The organism is Blautia sp. HCN-1074 (genome assembly GCF_037890165.1).
GTDB lineage: Bacteria > Bacillota > Clostridia > Lachnospirales > Lachnospiraceae > Blautia_A.
The window spans coordinates 34,329-54,841 of record NZ_JBBKBP010000030.1 but is presented as its reverse complement, the minus strand read 5'-3'; the positions used below and the strand labels follow the sequence as shown (position 1 = coordinate 54,841).

The 20,513-nt window shown below is 34.5% G+C and carries 17 protein-coding genes; 3 read left to right on the top strand and 14 right to left on the bottom strand.

What is annotated here, in order from left to right:
* Positions 1-38: 38 nt before the first annotated feature.
* From WKT11_RS17895 to WKT11_RS17855, 10 genes are all read right to left on the bottom strand, one after another.
* Complete coding sequence (locus WKT11_RS17895; RefSeq protein ID WP_340285348.1) at positions 39-1,055, bottom strand: glycosyltransferase family 2 protein; 1,017 nt, start codon at positions 1,053-1,055, stop codon at positions 39-41.
* Entirely contained in the window at positions 1,052-2,110 is a 1,059-nt protein-coding gene (gene mutY / locus WKT11_RS17890; protein ID WP_340285346.1) for an A/G-specific adenine glycosylase, read from the bottom strand. The genes WKT11_RS17895 and mutY overlap by 4 nt, the downstream gene beginning before the upstream one ends.
* Before the next feature lie 202 nt (positions 2,111-2,312).
* Entirely contained in the window at positions 2,313-2,612 is a 300-nt protein-coding gene (locus WKT11_RS17885) for a DUF3784 domain-containing protein (protein WP_242986865.1), read from the bottom strand.
* A gap of 144 nt (positions 2,613-2,756) precedes the next feature.
* On the bottom strand, positions 2,757-4,322 hold the full coding sequence (locus WKT11_RS17880; RefSeq protein WP_340285343.1) for a L,D-transpeptidase family protein: 1,566 nt from the start codon (positions 4,320-4,322) through the stop codon (positions 2,757-2,759).
* Positions 4,323-4,571: 249 nt separating this feature from the next.
* Positions 4,572-5,912, bottom strand: a complete 1,341-nt coding sequence (locus WKT11_RS17875) for an MATE family efflux transporter (protein ID WP_340285340.1) — start codon at positions 5,910-5,912, stop codon at positions 4,572-4,574.
* A 569-nt stretch (positions 5,913-6,481) separates the two neighbouring features.
* The gene (locus tag WKT11_RS17870) at positions 6,482-10,576 is read right to left on the bottom strand and encodes an NACHT domain-containing protein (RefSeq protein WP_340285338.1); all 4,095 of its coding nucleotides are present in this window, start codon (positions 10,574-10,576) and stop codon (positions 6,482-6,484) included.
* A gap of 186 nt (positions 10,577-10,762) precedes the next feature.
* Positions 10,763-11,218, bottom strand: a complete 456-nt coding sequence (locus WKT11_RS17865; RefSeq protein ID WP_340285335.1) for a hypothetical protein — start codon at positions 11,216-11,218, stop codon at positions 10,763-10,765.
* A 31-nt stretch (positions 11,219-11,249) separates the two neighbouring features.
* Positions 11,250-11,726, bottom strand: coding sequence for a hypothetical protein (locus WKT11_RS17860; RefSeq protein ID WP_340285333.1), 477 nt, complete (start codon positions 11,724-11,726; stop codon positions 11,250-11,252).
* Positions 11,727-11,753: 27 nt separating this feature from the next.
* Positions 11,754-12,155: a DUF6431 domain-containing protein gene (locus WKT11_RS20110; protein WP_445291955.1), complete on the bottom strand. Its 402-nt coding sequence runs from the start codon at positions 12,153-12,155 to the stop codon at positions 11,754-11,756.
* Positions 12,156-12,464, bottom strand: a complete 309-nt coding sequence (locus WKT11_RS17855; RefSeq protein WP_138277178.1) for a helix-turn-helix domain-containing protein — start codon at positions 12,462-12,464, stop codon at positions 12,156-12,158. It abuts the gene before it with no gap.
* A gap of 196 nt (positions 12,465-12,660) precedes the next feature.
* Here WKT11_RS17855 and WKT11_RS17850 point away from each other — a divergent pair, with 196 nt between their 5' ends.
* Together WKT11_RS17850 and WKT11_RS17845 are read left to right on the top strand one after the other, a co-directional pair.
* Positions 12,661-14,085: an HNH endonuclease gene (locus WKT11_RS17850; protein WP_138277177.1), complete on the top strand. Its 1,425-nt coding sequence runs from the start codon at positions 12,661-12,663 to the stop codon at positions 14,083-14,085.
* 76 nt (positions 14,086-14,161) lie between these two features.
* Positions 14,162-15,010, top strand: coding sequence for a hypothetical protein (locus tag WKT11_RS17845; protein WP_138277176.1), 849 nt, complete (start codon positions 14,162-14,164; stop codon positions 15,008-15,010).
* A gap of 129 nt (positions 15,011-15,139) precedes the next feature.
* On the opposite strand, the gene WKT11_RS17840 is transcribed toward WKT11_RS17845, so the two are convergent.
* On the bottom strand, positions 15,140-15,817 hold the full coding sequence (locus tag WKT11_RS17840; RefSeq protein WP_174235846.1) for a recombinase family protein: 678 nt from the start codon (positions 15,815-15,817) through the stop codon (positions 15,140-15,142).
* A 63-nt stretch (positions 15,818-15,880) separates the two neighbouring features.
* Here WKT11_RS17840 and WKT11_RS17835 point away from each other — a divergent pair, with 63 nt between their 5' ends.
* Positions 15,881-16,288: a hypothetical protein gene (locus WKT11_RS17835; protein ID WP_138277175.1), complete on the top strand. Its 408-nt coding sequence runs from the start codon at positions 15,881-15,883 to the stop codon at positions 16,286-16,288.
* 121 nt (positions 16,289-16,409) lie between these two features.
* On the opposite strand, the gene WKT11_RS17830 is transcribed toward WKT11_RS17835, so the two are convergent.
* From WKT11_RS17830 to WKT11_RS17820, 3 genes are all read right to left on the bottom strand, one after another.
* The gene (locus WKT11_RS17830; protein ID WP_138277174.1) at positions 16,410-17,513 is read right to left on the bottom strand and encodes a DUF4238 domain-containing protein; all 1,104 of its coding nucleotides are present in this window, start codon (positions 17,511-17,513) and stop codon (positions 16,410-16,412) included.
* A 126-nt stretch (positions 17,514-17,639) separates the two neighbouring features.
* A complete protein-coding gene (locus WKT11_RS17825) occupies positions 17,640-19,271 on the bottom strand; it encodes a TnsD family Tn7-like transposition protein (protein WP_340285320.1) in 1,632 nt (543 codons plus the stop codon).
* Entirely contained in the window at positions 19,268-20,512 is a 1,245-nt protein-coding gene (locus WKT11_RS17820) for a TniB family NTP-binding protein (RefSeq protein ID WP_138277172.1), read from the bottom strand. Before WKT11_RS17820 ends, WKT11_RS17825 begins: the two co-directional genes overlap by 4 nt.
* Position 20,513: the final 1 nt, after the last annotated feature.

The following is a 20,513-nucleotide window of genomic DNA, read 5'->3' as shown; positions in this document are numbered from 1 at the left end:
TCACTGAAGTAACGAGAATGCGACGCGCGGTCATTCAATTAATTAAATCCATAGAATTTCTGGCTGATCTTATAGGCTGCCACTGACATCTTTCTTCCACCCTTTCCAGGCAGGTTCATTACTCTTCCAAAAAGACTGTGGCGTAATTTTCTGTATACCAGTTTATTCTGCGTTTTAATATATTCCAGAAGTTCTTTCTTCTTCTGCAGAGATTCCTCTGTATTAGCACGTATCAGCATAATAGAAGAAATCGTTGTTATGATATCCAGATAACTGAACATATACGTTTTCAGGCGTTTATTGATATTTCCGCAATTAATATATGCGTCTACCATCAGCTTATTTACACGAATCTGCTGGTCAATTCGTTTGATCATTACTTTCTCGTTTACGGATTGGTCATCTCTGCCGATAAAGTAGCGGTAGAAATTAACGTCCAGATAATACAGGTTCTTAACATATGGAAGCGGCTCAAATGCAAACAGATTATCTACATAGAATGTATGCTTCGGTAATTCCAGTCCACACTCCTGAAGCAATTTGGTACGGTAGATCATGGAATGCATCAGGAGGTATTTTCCCTTTGGCATATGTTTTACTTCTTCCCATCCGAATACTCTGTCCTGAGGAAGACATCTGCGGTACTGCATTACTTTTTTATGTGTTGCTCCCTGTTTCTCATATACGAAATTGCTGATCAGAAGATCAACTGTCTGCGGTCCTCTGAGTAACTCGTATAAAGTTTCCAGAATCTTAATATACGCTTCTTTATTTACCCAGTCATCACTGTCTACTACTTTAAAATATAAACCTGTCGCGTTTCTGATTCCTGCATTGACAGCTTCTCCATGTCCACCATTCTCCTGATGGATAGCCTTTATGATCGTAGGATATTTCGCCGCATAGGCATCTGCAATCTCTGCAGTTCTGTCCGAAGATCCGTCATCTACTACCAGAATCTCTACTTCCTCTCCGCCTACTAATAATGACTCTATACATTTTTCCATATAATCCTGAGAATTATAGCATGGAATCGCAATACTTAACAGTTTCATCTTGTTGTATCCTCCTTGATATATTTTGCATACGCTCCAAAAGCAGATGGAATTGCGTATTGTTTACCTGACTGTTTCTTATTTGCAAAAATAATCTCTTTGTCCTGTGTTTTTTTCAGAGATGACACCTTTATCCTGTATGCCTGCATTCTCCACTCAATATGAGAAAAAATATGTTTCGCAGGTGGAAGTTTCTCTATATATAAAGGTTCAAGTCCAAGACTCTCTACATAGGAAAGGGCTTCTTTCCTTTCCAGATGTCCCATAACATTTGGCAATTCATATAATCCTGCCAAAAGTCCTTTTTCCGGTCTTTTTCTGATAGCTGTATATTCTCCATCCTGAATGATAAATACTGTTTTATCTTCCAGAGTTCTGGCTTTCTTAGGGGCTTTTACAGGAATACCCTCTACCTTGTCATGTCTACATGCCAGACAGGCAGATACAACAGGACATTCTTCACACTTTGCCTGACCATTCGGGACACATACTACCGCACCAAGTTCCATCAATGCCTGATTAAAATCTCCCGGGCATTCTGACGGCATGATCTGCTGTAACTGCTGCTCTATTTTCTTACGGACAGATTGTTTGCTGATATCTTCCGTACTCTCTGTAATTCTGGAAATTACACGAAGTACATTTCCGTCTACTGCCGGAACTGCAATCCCATATGCAATAGAAGCGATAGCACCAGCTGTATAACTTCCTATTCCCTTTAACGACAAAAGTGCCTGATAGTCTTCAGGCAATCTGCCATTATATTCATTTTTTACAGTACGAGCTGCTTCCTGCATATTTCGGACGCGATTGTAATATCCCAATCCTTCCCATAGCTTCAGAAGCTTCTCCTCCGGACACTCTGCCAGAGCTTCTATATCCGGAAGTTCTGTGATAAATCTCTGGAAGTATGGCTTTACTGCTTCCACCCGGGTTTGTTGAAGCATAATTTCTGATACCCACGTATAATAAGCATTATTCTTATCTCTCCATGGCAGAATTCTTTTATTTTCTCTGTACCATTCTACCAGAGGAGATACAATTTCTTCAAGCATAATTTAATAAGTTTCACCTTTCATTATCTCATTTCTCTTATCTTATCATAAAATTCTCCAGAACGCTAATACATAAAAAGAACCGCATTTGAGCCGGCACGATGCAAACCGGTTATAAAGCGATTCCTTTTATATTTGTTAAATATGTACAACCACTGAATTATTCGCTCTTCTGCCAAAAGTTATATGTTCATAACTTCGTTTATTTCTTACATTTTACTCTTAAGAAATACAAAAGGCCGATAATAATGATTAATAATACCACTATGTATGCAATTTTAAAGACCAGTCCTGTAGTAAACATATCTACCGCTGAAATAACGCCAATCAGAATAAGTGCTATTCCACATCCCTTTGCCATCTTTTTCTCATCATATAGTTTCTTACGGACATCTGCATTTCCACCTTTCATAAAAATGTCTCCATGTCCTGTCAGAAGCATTATGCCAACTATAAAAGCAGCTACTGTCAATATCAGATCCAAAGAATCCATATTACCCATAAATAATCTCCCTTCCGTCTCCAGCCCAAGAACATGTTAATTGCTGAAATGACTGTTTTTTCAAACATACTCTAATCTGGAGAACCATTTTCTTTTTATAAAAATCCGGGACTATTGCTTCTCACAACAGCCCCGAAAATATTATCAATAGAAACATACGATCGGTACATTATAATCAATGATATTATAAAGTTCTGCCGCTTTATCCGGAGGCATATTGATACATCCATGTGAACCACCTTCCATAAAGCGGTCACCGCCAAAATATGGCTGCCAGTTTGCATCATGGAATCCGATGCCACCGTTAAACGGCATCCAATAATTTACTTTCGCCTCATATTCATATTTACCATTTGCAAGCTGTTTACCTCTGAGCACATCAGGACTCTTTTTATAATAAAGTGTATAAATACCTGCCGGAGTCTGACGGTCAGCGTATCTCATATCACCGGAAACAATATCAGATTCAAAAATATCCTCTCCATTCTGATAATAGTACATATGCTGTTCGCTCAGATCAACTTCAATGTAAGTATTTCCAATATCATTATAACCATGTGCATTCGCTGTCATAGAATATACCGGTTCTCTGGTAGTCTGTATTCCTGACTGAATCTCCTGTGTCAGTTCTGCCACCTCGGAAGCCTGGTCTATCTGCCATCCATATGCAGAGCCGTAGACGCTGACTGTTCGTCCGCTTGTTGTCTGGAACTCTCTCTCTGTGCCCACTGTATCATGCGCCGCAGCAAGCTGAGCCACGTAATCTGCAATATGCTGCTGGAAAGATGCATCATCCATAATAAGCTGACCTTTTTCGTCAAAGTTCAGCCAGTCTTTTACTGTATTTCCATCCAGGGTCACCGTCTCATCCCCGAAAGTGTAGGTAATATTTGCTTTCGTAAAATTATTGCATGCATCAAGGGATGCCAGCAGATCTGGATCATCGCTCGTCACATCTGCCTTTACGTACACGTCAGGATTGCTGTCAAAATCAACAGATGCCTCATTTCCGGAAACAGCTTCTGAAAGTGCATTATAGGCTTCCCGAAGGTTTAATTCGCTTCCCTCTGTCTCAGGAACGATTTCAAACTGAGAATCTCCATATGCGACATATGCATTCTCAGGTGCAACCTGATTCTCTTCCTGCGCACAGTTAAGCTCCCTGACCTGTTCTTTCATTTTTTCTTTATCATATGTCGTATTCTCTGCTGTTGTGTAGCTCTTTTTTTCAAATAAGCCACGAATCCATTCGTATGGTTTCTGATCTTTTAGAAGTTTCAATACACTTCCATCGGAAACATAGCTATATCCAATCTGATCTCCGCTTATCGTCTGCGGATCCAGATTTCTTGAATCAACTTCTATGGAATAATTCTCCACTGTCTTTGCAATTAACTGTTCTGCCTCATAAGCAGTTTTTCCGGAACAGTTAATTCCATTGATTGAGGTTCCCTCAAAAAACTTATCTGAATAATAGTATGACATGCCCGCATATGCAGCACCTGCACTTACCAGGATCATTGCAGCAGTAATTCCTGTTATTTTTAAAGCTTTATGCTTCTTCCTGACAGGCGGTTCATAAGGTGCAAGATCTTCATCATTAATCGGTACATAAGTGATTTTTCCCGGCCTTGCAGATTTACGATGTCTGCCTGTTGTTTCTACATTGCCATCCGAGGCTTTGTTACTTCTTTCCTCTTTGTTGCCCATCTATTTTCTCCTCAATATAAGTATTACCGTTCATTTTATTCCGGAAAATACAGCATCCGAAACAAAACTTTTGAACAGTAATCTATAACTTGCCTGTATCAGCTTTCTCATTATAACATAATTCTTCCAGTTTGCATGTACTATTCACTTTTTTCTTAAATTTTTTTAATTTTTTTCTAAACAATCCTATAAAAAAAGATAACCGGAAACTGTTCAAGGTTTTCACAGTCACCGGTATCATTTTTTATTCTATAAATCAAGTCTGCGTTTCATGTCTTTCATGACATAGAAATACATAATGATGAGCAATCCTCCTGCCAATACCCATGCCATCGGACTGGCCATACATGCTCCAAAATAACTCTTATGTGCTGCCGCGATCATCGCAGTGATTCCACGACCTGCAAGCTCAGCTACACCAGCCAGCATAGGGAGCAGTCCGTATCCCATACCTTGGATACCATTTCGCAGTGCATTGACAAAATGTAAAGGAATAAAAAATACTGCAACACATTTAACATAAATATCAACCATCGGAATAACCTCTACTGCGTTATCTGAAATAAACAAGTATGAGAGATATTTTCCAAAGAAAAATATGATCACACCTGTCACGATCGCATAAATAATTCCAATAATATGCGCACAGTTAAATCCTTGTCTTACTCTGTCAAGCTTACGTGCACCGATATTCTGTGCATTGTATGTAGCCATCGTTGTACCGATTGCAACATATGCCTGGGTAAAGATATTTTCAATCTTATTTCCAGCCGTAAATGCGGCTACCGCATAAGAACCAAGAATATTTAATGCAGACTGAACCATCATCGTTCCGATCGCTGTAATAGAATACTGAAGTCCCATAGGAATACCGACAAGAATTTCGTTCTTGGCAATTCCAGAGCGGAATCTCCAGTCATCTCTCTTTAATCTTAATTCCGGCATACATTTTATAATATAAACCAGGCAAAGCAGTCCAGATACTCCCTGCGCTGTGATCGTGGCCCATGCAGCGCCTGCCACACCCATATGGAAAGCAATAATAAATATTAAGTCAAGTGCCACATTCAAAAGTGCCGCAAGTATCAGAAAATACAATGGTGTTTTACTGTTACCTAATGCTCTCAGAATACTTGCCAGAATGTTATATAACACCTGAGCAAAAATACCGCCACAGATAATCATGATATAAGTATATGCATCCTTAAAAATATCCTCCGGCGTATGCATTAACGTCAATAATGAGTGCATTCCCAACATACTGACTGCCGTCATGATAACTGAAATAATGATAGATAACAACGCCGCATTTCCCACAGACTGCCGCATCTCATCCATCTTTCCCGCACCGAATTTCTGTGAAGTGAGAACCGTAAACCCGGCTGTCAGTCCTGTAAGAAATCCTATAATGAGGAACATGATCGTTCCCGTAGAACCTACTGCTGCCAATCCTTTTGTTCCTACAAATTTCCCCACGATTATGGCATCTGCCATGTTGTAAAACTGCTGGAATACATTACCTATAAATACAGGTATCGTAAAATCTAGTATCATCTTCATTGGTTTCCCAACTGTCATGTCTGTCTGCATTCCAATAAACCCTCCAGTCCTTTCTTAAAATTAGTTTTTTCCTGTCTTTTACCTGATCGTTTATCAGATATCAGAGCGATTATAGTTGAAAAATTTTACCATTTCAAGATGTGTTTTCCAATTCTGTAATTTTCTACATAATCACAAAAAGACCCCCGGTAAAACGGAGGTCTTTTTCGTTATATTCACGAATTATTTTTTATCAGAGTCAGGCTGCTCTCTTCACCCTGATGTTTTTGAAAAAGTTGACTATCCTCGAAAGGACAATTCAAATTATCCTTATTCATTTTTCTCAAATCTGCTCCCTTTGCTGATTTCAGCAATCGGGAAACTAAATAAAATCAATATTTTATTTGAAAATCACCGTGTTTTCGGGGTTTTTACTATGTGGGAAAATTAAAAAACCTTGGGATATGAGTAAAATTCCCATATCTCAAGGTTTAATTTTTTCAGCTGGACGCTAATCATTTTTACCTTTTTCAGGATAATGAAGTTTGCCCTTTACATAGTATAAACCTTGCTATGATATTATAGCTAATTTTTATACAAATTTCAATGTTTTATCGCTTTTAATCATACAGCAAAAATTCCACACAATTAAGCATTATATTAAATGTTCTTATGCATATGTTCTTATTTTTCATTTCTCCAAATACCTTAATTAGTTCACTAAAGCCATCATGACCACCTCCCTGCTCCAGAAGATATCTCATCATACTTCCTTTTGCTTTCGGATTTTGTAATGCTGCCACAACCGTCATCCAAAAATTCATGCCATTTGCTGAACCATTTATAGAACTAGGATAATATTGCTTTTTCATCAGGTTCAAAATATCATTTATATTTCCGTTTAAATCAATGCATTTTTGTACAAGCATCTGATTGCTTTCTAAATTGTCAACTCTGATTTCTTGATTCATTTTTTCTATAAACGCTTTTAATTCATCAATGGATTTTACCTTTTTGATCTCATTCAAGCTGTTCAGTTCATTTCTTTTTTCTACAGAATCAAAACTATATTCTTTAGCCTTGTGTACATCATTTTCCATATCATATTTATTACACAAATCTACATAAATTTCATATTCCGCAGAACCTAGTTCTTTCTCCCATCCTTTCTCCTCTAAATGTTCTAATTCTTCACACACCTTTTTAAAACATTCATTTTTTTCATTTTCCGAATAAAAATCACACGTTGCAAGATAAAGATATATTCTTATTTTGTAGTCATTTCCTTCTTTTCCTAATTTACCAAAATAATTGTCATAAGAATCTACCATATTATAGAGAACATTCTCAATATCTTCTATTTTTCTACCTCTATATGCCAATCCTTCAGCAAATCGAAAATGGATTTCATTATAAATCCCTATCTTTCCTTCTATTTCTCTATAATAATATTCAGCCATTTCAAAATCATATTTTAAGAGCATTTCTATAAGTTGTCCATGAACATCATTATCTATATGATATATATCCATTTTATTTGCAATTAAAACAATTCGATCTAAATACTCTTTCAATTGTTGTTCCGAAAGCCAGTTATTTTTAAGAAGTTCCTCCAATCCTTCTAATAGTTTGTAATCTCCAATAGTATCTTTTCTTTCATTCATACGTAGCATTCCATTGCAAATTCCTTGCAATAATATTTCACAGGAAACTTTCTCATCAATTTCAGAAATAATAAATGCTAACATAAACATTACATCACTTGTGCTTTCGTAGCCTATATCCCGATAGTTTTCAGGATCATTCAACACCTTTAGTACAGAATTAGTTGCTAATTTTTTAAATCTGTTCAGATTATGTAACTTCATCATATGATAAACTATATATAATCCACCGTTTTTCATATTATAATTTAAATAATCCATTGTTCCTTTGATCAGAAGATCATCGTCTGAGCATACAGCTAACGCTTTGCCTAATAAAATCCGTATACAATAAATCGCATTCGATTTTCTATTCAAATAATCTCTTACCGCACTAACAAATCCTGAAATTGTAATCTTATTTTCCAACAGACTCATGTATTTCTTATACGCCTCAATATATTGTCTCACACTCGAATCGATCGGAACAATATCTATTAGATCATCAAATATTGATAAAATAAATCCAGTCGCATCAGAACATTCCTTCCAAAAGACGGAAGTTTCCCTAAAAGGATTTTCTTTTAAATAAGAAGACACTTCCGTTTTTTCAATCTCTGATAATGTACCTCCTAGCATTTTTTTCATGCTTAAACATAATGTTGTTCCTAACCCTGATCCTTCTATAACGCAATTCAATTTTTTAGTAAGAGCTTCTTTAATTTCAGAATTTTCATAAATTATAGGTAAGCACTCTGCTTTCACTGCTGCAAATATGAATAAACTTATTTGATTCATACTCATTCGTGAAATAATCTCCGTACATTTCTTTGGATGAAAAAGCAATAAATTATAATAGAATCCTCTTGCAGCATGTATTTCTGTACCTACATATTCTTTCATGATTGAATCTATTTCCCCATTGACATTCTCAATAAAGAAATCTGCATATTTATCTATACTCTCGCTATAGATAACGGTTTCTATATAAAAAATACTTTCCCACACTAAATTATTTTCTTTATTTGATGTAGTGTTGAAGAGAATTCCTTTTTCCATACAAATTTCTTTAAACTCATCATATTTCGCCAGCATTTTATTCAACCATTCATTCTTTTGGAACTTATGTAGTAATGAAATAAGAAGCACAAAATTCAAATAATATTGGTTGAAATCTGAATTGTATTTTGGTTTATCATTTTCTCTGGCGATAGAGATTAACTTTTCTGGCATCAAAGTAAAGAAATTAGAAATCGGAAGACTACTATCTTCTACTAAATTTTGAAAAATGTGATCTGGTAATGCAGCAATCGCATAAACAATCCAAATCGACCAATAGTAAAAATTCTTTTCTACTCCCCATGCCTTATCATTTCCCATATACACATTAAATAAGCCTGCTTCAAAAGATAAGGGTAAATCTTGATTTTTTATCGCCTTACTGTGCAAATATGGGATCAACATATTATCAAATAAATCCTGATTTATTATAATCTTTTTTTCTCGCAAGTAATTCATATTCTTCTGTATTTTATTTTCAATAGACAAAAGAGTGAAATACTCCAAAAATCGTCTATGACGATATGCATATGTCTGCATGTTATCTGTAATTGACGAATCAAAAAAATTATCTGCCAAATATCCAGCAATTTCATTTACTGATTTATAATCACACCTTGGAAATGTTTCACCTATTACTTTATTCAATTGCTGTTGATTAAAGCTAAATTGATCGTTCTCAAACAAATAAAATGCCAACTTTTTATTTAATTCTATAATTTCTGCTTCTTTTGGATTTGGTAAATTTAATGTATCTAAATTTTTTCTATGATGAATATCATCTAATGTAGCATTCACACTTAATTCCATCAGTTCGGGAAAAACATTCGCATCTGTTATTTGAAAAATATATTTCCAAAGCATCGCAAGCGTCAATATATCGGTTACATTGTCGTACAAATGAGGAATTTTTTTATGTAACTCCTTCAATCTCTCTGTCTTTTTTTCATCGTTCTTATTTTTAAAATATTCCTCAATTTCTTTCTGTTCCAGATTTTCAATTGTATATTCTGACACATCCGAAAATGTCGTTTTTAACACAATCTTATTATTACTCGACAATCTGCTAGATATAATAACCTTTTTGGTTGATTCTTTTTCCAGAAGTTCCTCGATAAATAATATTGTTCCCGTTATGGAACTGTTTGGAACTTCATCTAATCCATCAAGCAAATATATAAATTTATTATATTGATTATTAAGTGAATAGAAATTTTTATATGCATAAATAATATTCTCTAGTGAGTCCAACGACGTTTTGTTAAGGCTAACAAATATACATAATGCACCCGTTTCATTTATTACTTTTTGCTGTTCCTCTTCTTTTTCACATTCAAATCCACCATAAATATTAAATAATTTTCGCATACAAACACTTTTTCCCGATCCTGCTGCCCCAGAAAAAAGGTGCAATTTATATGCTGACTTCATTATTTCATTGCTGTAATCGCTTATTTTTATACTTTTAGTTTGCTTTTGCAATTTTAATTCAACATACTCTTTAGACTGCAACAATGTATTAAGTCTTATATCTTTACTATCAGATAATACTCGTATTGCATCTGTCTCACCAAAATAAAATTCTGCTAAATCTCGATTTTTCACATTATTTAAACTGATTTTAAAATTCTCTGGCAAAAACCATTCCACAGATACACCAGCTTTCAAACATCTTTTTTCTATAGCTTGTGCATTTTTACAGGATGTTTGCGCCTCTTGATTTAAATAAATAATTATATGCTTCAAATCCGAATAGTGTTCCAATGCCTTCCCTATAGATGAAGCAATATTATTATAATTTATTTTTTTATCAAAAAATTTTGATTGAAAGCCCCAGTATTCTCCATTTGAATCTTTCACCGGCTCTGTTTCCAAACCAACTTGATTAAAGTCTGTCCGAATTCCTTCTGTAATATTAAATTTACGGCAAAACAAAAAATAACACAATGTTTCAAATGCTTCTGTTGCTTTTGGATTCTTTATTTCAAACTTTTTCCAGTTAATTTCCCACATATTAGTCACTTCCTTTTAAATACAAAACTCTCGTTTTTAGCATATATTTTATAGTAACATAAATAACTATACCTTTCTACTAAATCCTTGCTATAGCATTCAATATACCTAGCCTTTCGCTCCTAACATTAAAAGGGCATACCAACACTGGCACGCCCTCCCTTGTATTATGCTATTTATTTATAATTAGTTCATCTCTCGAATACGAATATGGAATTCACAAGTTCCTTCATAATGTCCTGCTGATCCCTGCGCATCTGGACGTTTTCCCCAGAATGTCATGCTGCTTTCCATAGCTCCTTGCATAAACTGTGCAACTATAGGACTTCCGTTATAAGTAAGATCTGTATTAGACGTTACAATTTCCATATCCATCGGTGCTGCTTCCATATTATTTTTATTCGTCATTTGAACTGTTGGATCTGTATACACTTCTACAAGCTCATTTGATTTTATATCCATCATATTTGATGTGAGCTTATTTTCTTGATTCATGTTGATAGTAGCTGGAATAGATACTATATATGTGCTGTCGATATCGTAAGTCATTGTAGAGGTTGCTGTATCGCCAAATCCTCCATCTCCAAAAGAACCTATGTCCTGTGCATATGCTGTAGTCGATCCTACCACTAGCATACCCATACAAAGTATTGCCGTAAAAACTTTTTTCATGCTATTGTTCCTTCACTGTTAATTTAAAACTTACTACTGCGCTATTAAGCTGCGTTCCATCCTCTTTGTAACATTGGTACAGGAGTTTTCCGGCATATTCTCCAATATTCAACGGCTCATTTAGTTCAATATCATAATAACCATCATTTGGTTTAATGTAACCGGACTCCCATATTTGGCTATCATCTGCATAAAGTTTCAGCTTGAATAAGCAATCATTATTCTCTGGATTGTACAAGTTAACTTTTTGAGTTGTTTGATTTGCATAAAATACAAGGGTTTTAAATCCAAGAATTTCAATTTCTTTATTTTCCCCGTTACTCGGTAAGTCTTGATTTCCCTTCCAATTTTCTGCCAATTCATCAATTGGCAATAAAGGATTATCTATTTTTCCTTGCCGACCAAAGAAAAAAATGAATGCAAAAAGCAGTAGTAACAAAAAACAAACTATAATAAGGATAGATTTTTTTCTTTTCACAATGACACCTCCCAGGTTCATATCATATCAATCTGCTATCTCCTTGTCATTGCAGAACGGGTGTGTCCAACGATAGATTGTGCTTTGATCCATAATATAATAATCGCATTTTTCATTTACAACTATGTTTATAGCATTTCTTGAATATCTTTTGCGTGGAATTATGCAATCTGGTAATTCTAAGTGAATACTTTTGCATGTACTACATTGAAATCTCCTCAAACTAAAAATATATTTTTCTCCGCATTCATCTAAAATTATTCTTTTCCTGCTATCTCGCACTTTCATTTTTTCATTACAATCGGGGCAAGCATTACTTTCCTTCGTTTCTATATAATAGTAATTTTTTTTAATATAATTTCGTAATCCTGTCTTACAATCATATCTTCTCCCATAAAAAAAGAGCCTGAACAAACAGACTCTAATCATTTACTTATTCTTTTTCCGCAATGTATCAATCATATTTTCAATTATAGAAATTTCCTGCTTTGTTAATCCGCTTACATCAACCATATTGTCTGGTGACTTTTCCCTACCAAATAAAAAATCTATTGTCACATTAAATTCATCCGCATATTTTATAAACGTATCTGGCGAAGGTGCTCTTGTCGATTTTTCATAGTAATTTATATTCGATTTGGAAAGATGGAATATATCAGCCAACTGCTGCTGTGTGTAGCCTTTTTGCTTTCTTAATAATCTGATGCGCTCCTGAAAGCCACATTGATTAAAAGTCATCCTCTTACCTCCTTTCCGATAAATACTAATATTTATTATTTAGTTCAAAGATCTTGGACTAACATGTTGACTTAAGTTTATCACCAGATTAGAATTAAATAGTACAGACATAAGCACCATTGTTCTAACATACGCACTTTTTAGGCGAGATAGATTACTAAGCTATCAGCACAAATATGTAGGGGAAAACAGGGAAATGTATAATCAATTTCAAAAAGAACTATATTTATCAGAAATATCAAATTTTAATTCTCAAAGGTCAACGCAAAGAATTTTCAATGCTTCTGAATCCTTAGAGAATTATTATCAAAAGGATATCTGTGACTTTAATAAAGAAGAACTCATTGATTTTTTTGCCCAGAAAACAGGTACAAACGATATTGCTTCTGATAAAAGTTTATTAAAGACATATATAAATTGGTGTATTTCCAATGGAAAAACCATTTTTAGCATCAATTATATAGATCGGATTCATTCTTATGACATAGATAAAAGAACTATATTCCGTGAAAAATATTTATTAAATGGAAATGAATTAGATGACATGCTCAATATTGTTTACGAGGGAATTGATAGCTCCGAAAAAACAGTTGCGGCATCCAAAGAGTTAATCATACGTCTGTGTTATTTAGGATTAGAAAATGAAGAAATTGTACAATTAAAAAAAGAAATGGTTGATTATGAAAACCACATTATATTTAGTGCAATATATCCAGGTTTAAAATATTCTGCTAACGACAAAGTATTAGAATTATGTAAATATTGTTCTGAGCAAACAGAATATATTCTTTCCAAAAGTAATGGTCAAGTCTGCCATGAACCACTTTGTGATAATGATTATGTTATTCGTCGAAGAATTGGTACAGTAAAAAATAATATTTATAATGAACCCTTACGTTTTGGACATGTAATACATAAGATAAAAGAATTTTGCAACGAATATGAAAAAAAGAGTGGAAAAAAGAAGACCTTAACTGCTGATAAACTCCGTGATAGTGGTTTATTCCATTTAATTCACTCTGTAAACGATAAAGAATCTTTTTTATATAATGATTTAACTACAAAGCTGTTGCTAAAAGATCCCGATTTATCCCCTCGTAACCTGAGAGACAAAATAAATCGAATCAAAAAATCTTACGAAATATGGGTAAGAGCTTTTGAATATCCTGAATTTCAGTTCCAGCAAAATCGTCATACACTTAAAAAGCCAGACATATTTGAAGAAATATCGCAGATCTACGAGAAAGAACGTGATAAGGCAACAGTTACACAAGAACACTACACAAGAAATCAGCAAATCATTTCACGCCTAAAAAAAGAATATGGTTTTCGCTGCCAGCTCTGTCAAAAAAATAATTACTTTAACATAGAAACCTTAGACGGATATTATGTAGAAGTTCATCACATAATCCCTAATTCCGAAGGTGTGGACGAAGAAGGCTCTTTAGACCGTCCAGGAAACATGATTGTTGTGTGTCCGAATCATCATAGATATTTACATTGGAATAAAGGTGGAAATTATAAGCTGCAAAAAGAAAATGATTGCTTATATCTTGCTAATGATTCAGATAAACTTGCGATTATAACCGATCTGCATTTATCTAAATACAATAATTTATAAAATGTACGCTTTTTTCTTATAACTTAGAAAGTAATCCGTACAAACACGAGTATATACTAATGAGGTAAATAATAACATGCACAAAAAATCTTTTCTTTATTTTTTTATATTTTGTATAATCATTTCTTTGTCTGGATGTGGCACTTCTGATGCAGATTCAACACCAACAGATGTTGCTACTTCTGTAAGCGAAACTTTTTCAGAATCTACAGCCGACACAACTGCCACCGAAAGTAAAAATGAAATGATTGCATCTTCTGAACCTACTGCCGATCCCGAAGTAGAACTCACCATTCCTGATTTACCAGATGATTTTATTGAATGTACGAAATACATTGGTCAAAATATTTCTGAAATCGGACTAGATTTAACCCAATGGGATTCTAAATCATTTATTCAAGGTGTTGGAAAAAGTTCTTTATATAACAATACTGGAACTGTTTCCATTTTCCTCGGATGGGATAATTCAACAATCACTAATATTACTCTTTCTCTTGATGATAACGAATATATTCAGGGCGATGAGTATTCTAATATAAGTAATAAATTAGAAGAGCTATTCGGTGAAGCTATTCCCGTGTCAGACGGTATAACCAATTATCAAGGAAAAAGCGATTATGCCTTCAGATTACTTAGAAACGGAGCTGGTATAGCTTGGAATACAGAGAAACAAGAACAGTTTGACAAATCTAAGCCTAAAAATAATGAATCCAATGAAAAAGCGACTACCACAGAAGAGCCAAAGCGTGATCCCGAAATCGGAATGACCGCTGCCGAAGTAAAAAATTCCACTTGGGGTGATCCTTCCGATATAAATAAAACCACAACCAAATACGGTGTCAGAGAGCAATGGGTATATCGCTCATCCTCTAAAACTAAATACATATATCTGGAAGATGGACTTGTAACTGCAATTCAAGAATAAAAATTGTTCGAGATCAAAATTTTATATAGTAGACTAAGATAGACCTCGTAGCAAATTGTTCACGCCTAGATGCACTGCAAAAATGTAATTATATCCCCCGATATAAGAGATAGAAAAGGCAAGGTTGTTTTATCCTTGCCCTTTCAATTCCCTTTTGTATTTGTAATAGGTATTTCTTGACAACCCCGTCATTACCATGCACTCATTGTCATTAAGTGATCCACCAAAATCCCTACAATGTTTTCTTATGATTTCTTTCTTTTCAATACTTTTCTTGGTTACGAGCTTTCGTCCTTTTTCAATTCCAACTCTCTTTCCTTCTGCAATTGCACGTTGCACACCTTCTGACGTTCGCTTGTGTAAAAAATCCACTTCGTGCTGTGCAGTCTCAAACGCCGATTTGATTTGATTTTCAGCAAGTTTCATCAAATATTTATTAACGCCTTCTAATATCAAATCTACATCGGTATCAGTCATTGCAATCTGCGTTGTTTTTCGGAAATTTTCTGTATTTAATGTTGATTCTTTCAAAAATATTAGGTTTACTCCACGTTCATACAATTCTTTATATACTTTGAATCCTTCTTCTGCGTCTCTTGACATTCGACTTACTTCATCAAATATAATAGTATCATTGCACTTTACTTTTCTATAAAGATTACTCCATTTTGGACGATCCATCTTAGTTCCCGTAAATGCTTCTGCTATAATTACAGCATCAGGATTATATGCTTTAATATTATCTATCTGTCTTTGAACCTTCTGTTTAGCTCGGCTTACCCTGCAATATCCATACACTATACACATCTCTTTCCCTCCCGCTTTTTCAAATCTTTCCTTGCCATGAATGGATATACTTTAAAAGAGGTTGTGGAAAAGATGAATACAAACCACCCAGATACTCCTACTACAGCCCAAAACATAACAAATAAACTTGCCAGAGAAACAATAAAATTTTCAGAGGTAGTCGAAATTGCAGAACTTTTAGGATATTCCGTAGAATTCATTCCTCACAATCGGAAGGTGTACTTTCCTGCCAGTGAAGAACGAAACAATAAATTAGAGCAAATTGCAATAAAAGCTGAAGAGGATGTTATAAAAATCCCCAGTCCGAATTTCGGTGAAACGATTATCTATGGTACTAACGCACAAGCTGCTGCCGACCAGCTAATGAAACAACCCACTTTATCAAAAAGTGCCGAAATTTTACTGCAACACAGATTACAAAAAGAGTTGAATGTTCTTATCTCCGTTACAAACTCACATGTAAGTCAATGATTATACTTCACTTTAATAAGGCTGTAGAACAAAATCTGCAGCCTTATTTTTACCTTTATTAACTTAGTCAAATTCAGCCCTTATCACTTAGACGCTTAAACCACCTAAAAATGTTCTCGCTTTAGATTCTATCAGATATATTTTCTGATTCACTTATGACAATATTTTTTGATTCAGAAATAATTTTTCGATTTATACATTTAACCTCATCCGATGTAGCTTCAAAAAATTTTCCACTTCTATTATTCACACTGGACTTTCCGATAAATCGAATACAATATTTTGGCGATACTGGAAAAACCATTTCAACTTTAAACTTTCCAATCATTTTCATAACTACACACGGTGATGTAGATGTTATAAAAGAAACGCCGTCTTCTGCTTTAAGCAAATCCATAACATAATTTTGTTCTATCGAATCTATATACTTCTGAAGTCGTTGTTTCTCTCCCCTTGCAACATCCAATAATGTTCCATAAAAAAAGGATTCCGACGCTAACAACCCATCTTCTTTCATTTCCTCTAATTCAGGATTCTCAAACCCCATAGAAGAAAATACCTCTTTAAACATGTTTACTACCGGTTCAATATCATCCGTCATAAAATCATTCACTCTAAGATATTGAATAACAAAAAATTCTAGGAAATCCGCTTTATTACTTAAGCAAAAATCATCACCTAATTTTCTTTGTTTTTCTATTTCTTTCTTGATGTTATTCCATTTGGGTTCTAAATTATTTGCAAAATACGTTTCTTCAACAATTATCCCAATTTTTTCAAATAGATAATCATGTAAGTCCCTTGAAAACATATCATTTTCAATAGCTTTACCATCCGTATCTTTAATCATCCATTTATCTATATCTCTCCAACAACGCATAAGGTCATCATAATTTTTTATTTCAATAATTGGGTACTCTGCCTCTGCTTCCTTATCTTCTGCCAGAAAATCCGGGCATTCGATCTTATAATCTCGCTCTTGCAAAAAATCATTGATTTCATCTGATAGTTTATACAATAATCCAGGAACTTTTTTTATATCTAAATAATAGAAATCTTCTTCCATAAAGTAGGCGTGCTCCTGAGTTATGTTATCAACATCTTTGTAACTTTTACTATTTCCTTTTTTATTTACATCAGATTTATAAAAAACATAAAAACTGTGTTTTGTTCCCGGCGTTTTCCATGAAGAAAAATATGTTGCTGGAACTTTATGTGCTTTCATCCAATCCCTCCTATGCCATTTGGCAAAATTCTTTGTCGTGCTGGTAACTATTGTTTTATTATAGCACAGGATAACAGAAGCTATACTATGATTCTCTTCTGTTTTGATACTTTTTAAAATATTTCTCTACCTCGGACTGATTGCGTCAATAACTTCATCACCTAATTTTTCTCTGAAATATTTATCATGAGCTTGAAAATTTGATGCACTTATATGTGTTTTTTTATGTATATGATTCCAAGTCAACGCCTTTCCCTCTTTTTCAATAATAGAAATTGCCCAGAATATTTTTCTCGCCCAAAATCCTTCTTGAGTTTCTTCATACTTTTCAACTATTTTTCTGCATTTTTTCATGTTATATAAATCCCGATTATTCAACCCTGCTGCCCTATTTATTGCTCCTAACGTGATCCGCTTTGGCATCTCTCCATCCTTTTCCCTATATTCAGAAATGATAGTTTCCATTTTGGGATAATACTCATTATCCAATTTTTTAATCCGTTCGATTTTTACCCGACTCTCTTTTGCTTTCGGATAAAATCTCTCCGTCCATTCATAATCATTCCTTCTCAACCAGTGTAACTCTGATTTGTATTCTGACATATTACATATTTGTGTATATGTATATCCTGGATATTGTGCCATTGTCTTGATCCATATTTTTCTTAATTCAGTTACTTTCTGTTCTTTGTTGTTCCGTTTGTTTGTGACATATCTATCATCTTTATAATTCGGAACTCCGTGTTTGCTCCTAATTAAATTGATAAGTGCATTAGACACCCCTAAATCTCTTGATATTTGATATGCGCTTATATCACTACGAAGCATTTCAATAACTCTATCGTCAAAATCCTCTTCCGGCTTTTTAAATGGCAATCTGCATTCCATTAGCTCTTTTACCGGAATGCCCAGAAATACTCCTATTTGAATTATCTCATACGGATTTATTCTCTCTCCATGTAACACCTTTGAAATCTGCCACTTCATAGAAATCCCGTTATCCAGACTTTCATAAAATTCCATCATCTTTTCATATAGAATCGTTATATTTATAACTTGCCCTCTATTCGATAAATACGGCGTATTATTCATTTGCGACACAAGAAATTCGCCCGGCTGCAAATTAGCATATATTTTTACAGGTGTGCGAACCATTGCCTCAATATACTCTGCAAGTTTTGATTCTAATTCTGTTCCTTTCTCTGATTCTAAATTTGTGATTTCAGATTCAGCCGTTACAAAACCAGACACTTTATGCCTATCATATATAACCGTACTATTAAATAATCTGCATTTATGTTTTGGACATACTTTGATTTCCGGCACTTGATGAATCCGATTCCAGTATGTCTCTCCATATTTTTCTCTATGCTCCTTGACACACATCGGACAATACTTCAAATATTCCGTTCTGTCCCGAATAGGGGTAATCGAAAATAAATTAACATAATTCCCCTTTAGAAGCGTAAGTGCTTGCATTGCTTCCCTTCTTTTTGCAATTTTTAAGTATCGCCCATAATAATTACACAACGTATGATTCCGTAAAAAGGTTTCCCACTTACAATTTTTTGTCAGATAATCAATAATCTCTGTAGACAGATTATTGCAAAATACAAATTCCAGTCTTCTCTCATTCGGATTTTTTAGAAATTCTCCCAACGCCTGAATCTGTGATATATAACCGCCTTTTTCATATGCCCTTGAAAGATAACTGAACATTGTTTCGTCTTCATATATTTCCGACAAATATAAGATCATACGGACACCTCCACAACTGTCAAATTTTTCTTTAGCAGTTCAACTATATCTGCTCCACTCTCTTTTGCTTCTTTAACAAGATCTGCGATTTTGATGTTATTGTTTACGGAGAAATCGCCGTTTGATTGTTGCTTATTCTTTTTCTTTCTGGTTGTTTTCTGAGGCTTCTGTATCGTTGCGAATTCTACATAATCATGCAGTAGCTCCATACGATTGTTATATGCCTTTTCCAATAAATCCAATGTCAACTCTTTCTCACTTGCAAGAATGCCGATTTCCTGTGCATCATGCAAAATCGCTACCACCATAGATACATTGCCGTTTGAATGTTCATACAGCCATTCAATAATCTTATCTGTGATTTCTACATGTCTTTCCATGTACTGATACTGAAAGATTATCTTACAGAATGCAATAAACTCTATTCCATATTCCATAGAGCCATATTGCAGCCCCATTGTTCTTCTAGCAAGATGCATCGCCTTAGAAAAGAACTCTTTACATTCCGGCGTGCCGACAAAACAAATACTAATGCCGGAATTATTGACTAACTGTGTAATACTTCCAACCAAATTTCTTCCATTTTTTGAATTGCATACATTCTGTATTTCATCAAGTATCAATAAACCGATATTATTCAACGCAATCTGGCTCACACAACCAATCAAAGTATCTGTTGTTGATTTCTTTCTATGTGCGTTTTCATAGTATTTCGATCCCAGAATCTCATCAACTCTTCTCAAAATTTCCAGCATTAACCCTTTTGTAGATGCATCAAACGGAGTTTGCACGACCAAAACAGGAATAATCTTTGCATATGGATTTTCCGTTTCTATTACTTCGCTATCTGTCGTTACCTGAATCGCCCGGAAAACAGATGCACTTTTCCCTATCCCGGAACTTCCAATAATCGAAAATGAATCTGAACCGCCGATAATCCCACCGTTATAGGATTTATGCTGCATTGCCTTGAAATTTTCTCTTTGCTGTTGCATAACGGCACTTGTGCATTTTTTCTGCAGTGATCGTATTAAAGCAAGGTACAATTTACTGTATATTTCCTGCGACATCTTTGACGGAACATAGATTCTATATATATCAGATAGTGCCATTAACCGCTCTGCTGCACTTGCATTTACAATCTCTGGATTATACTCTGGCAGAACACTTAAAGCGGATATTAGCTCTTTTCCTGATAACATCGGCGGTAAATTGTCTGTGATATCTTCAATTTTTCTCATC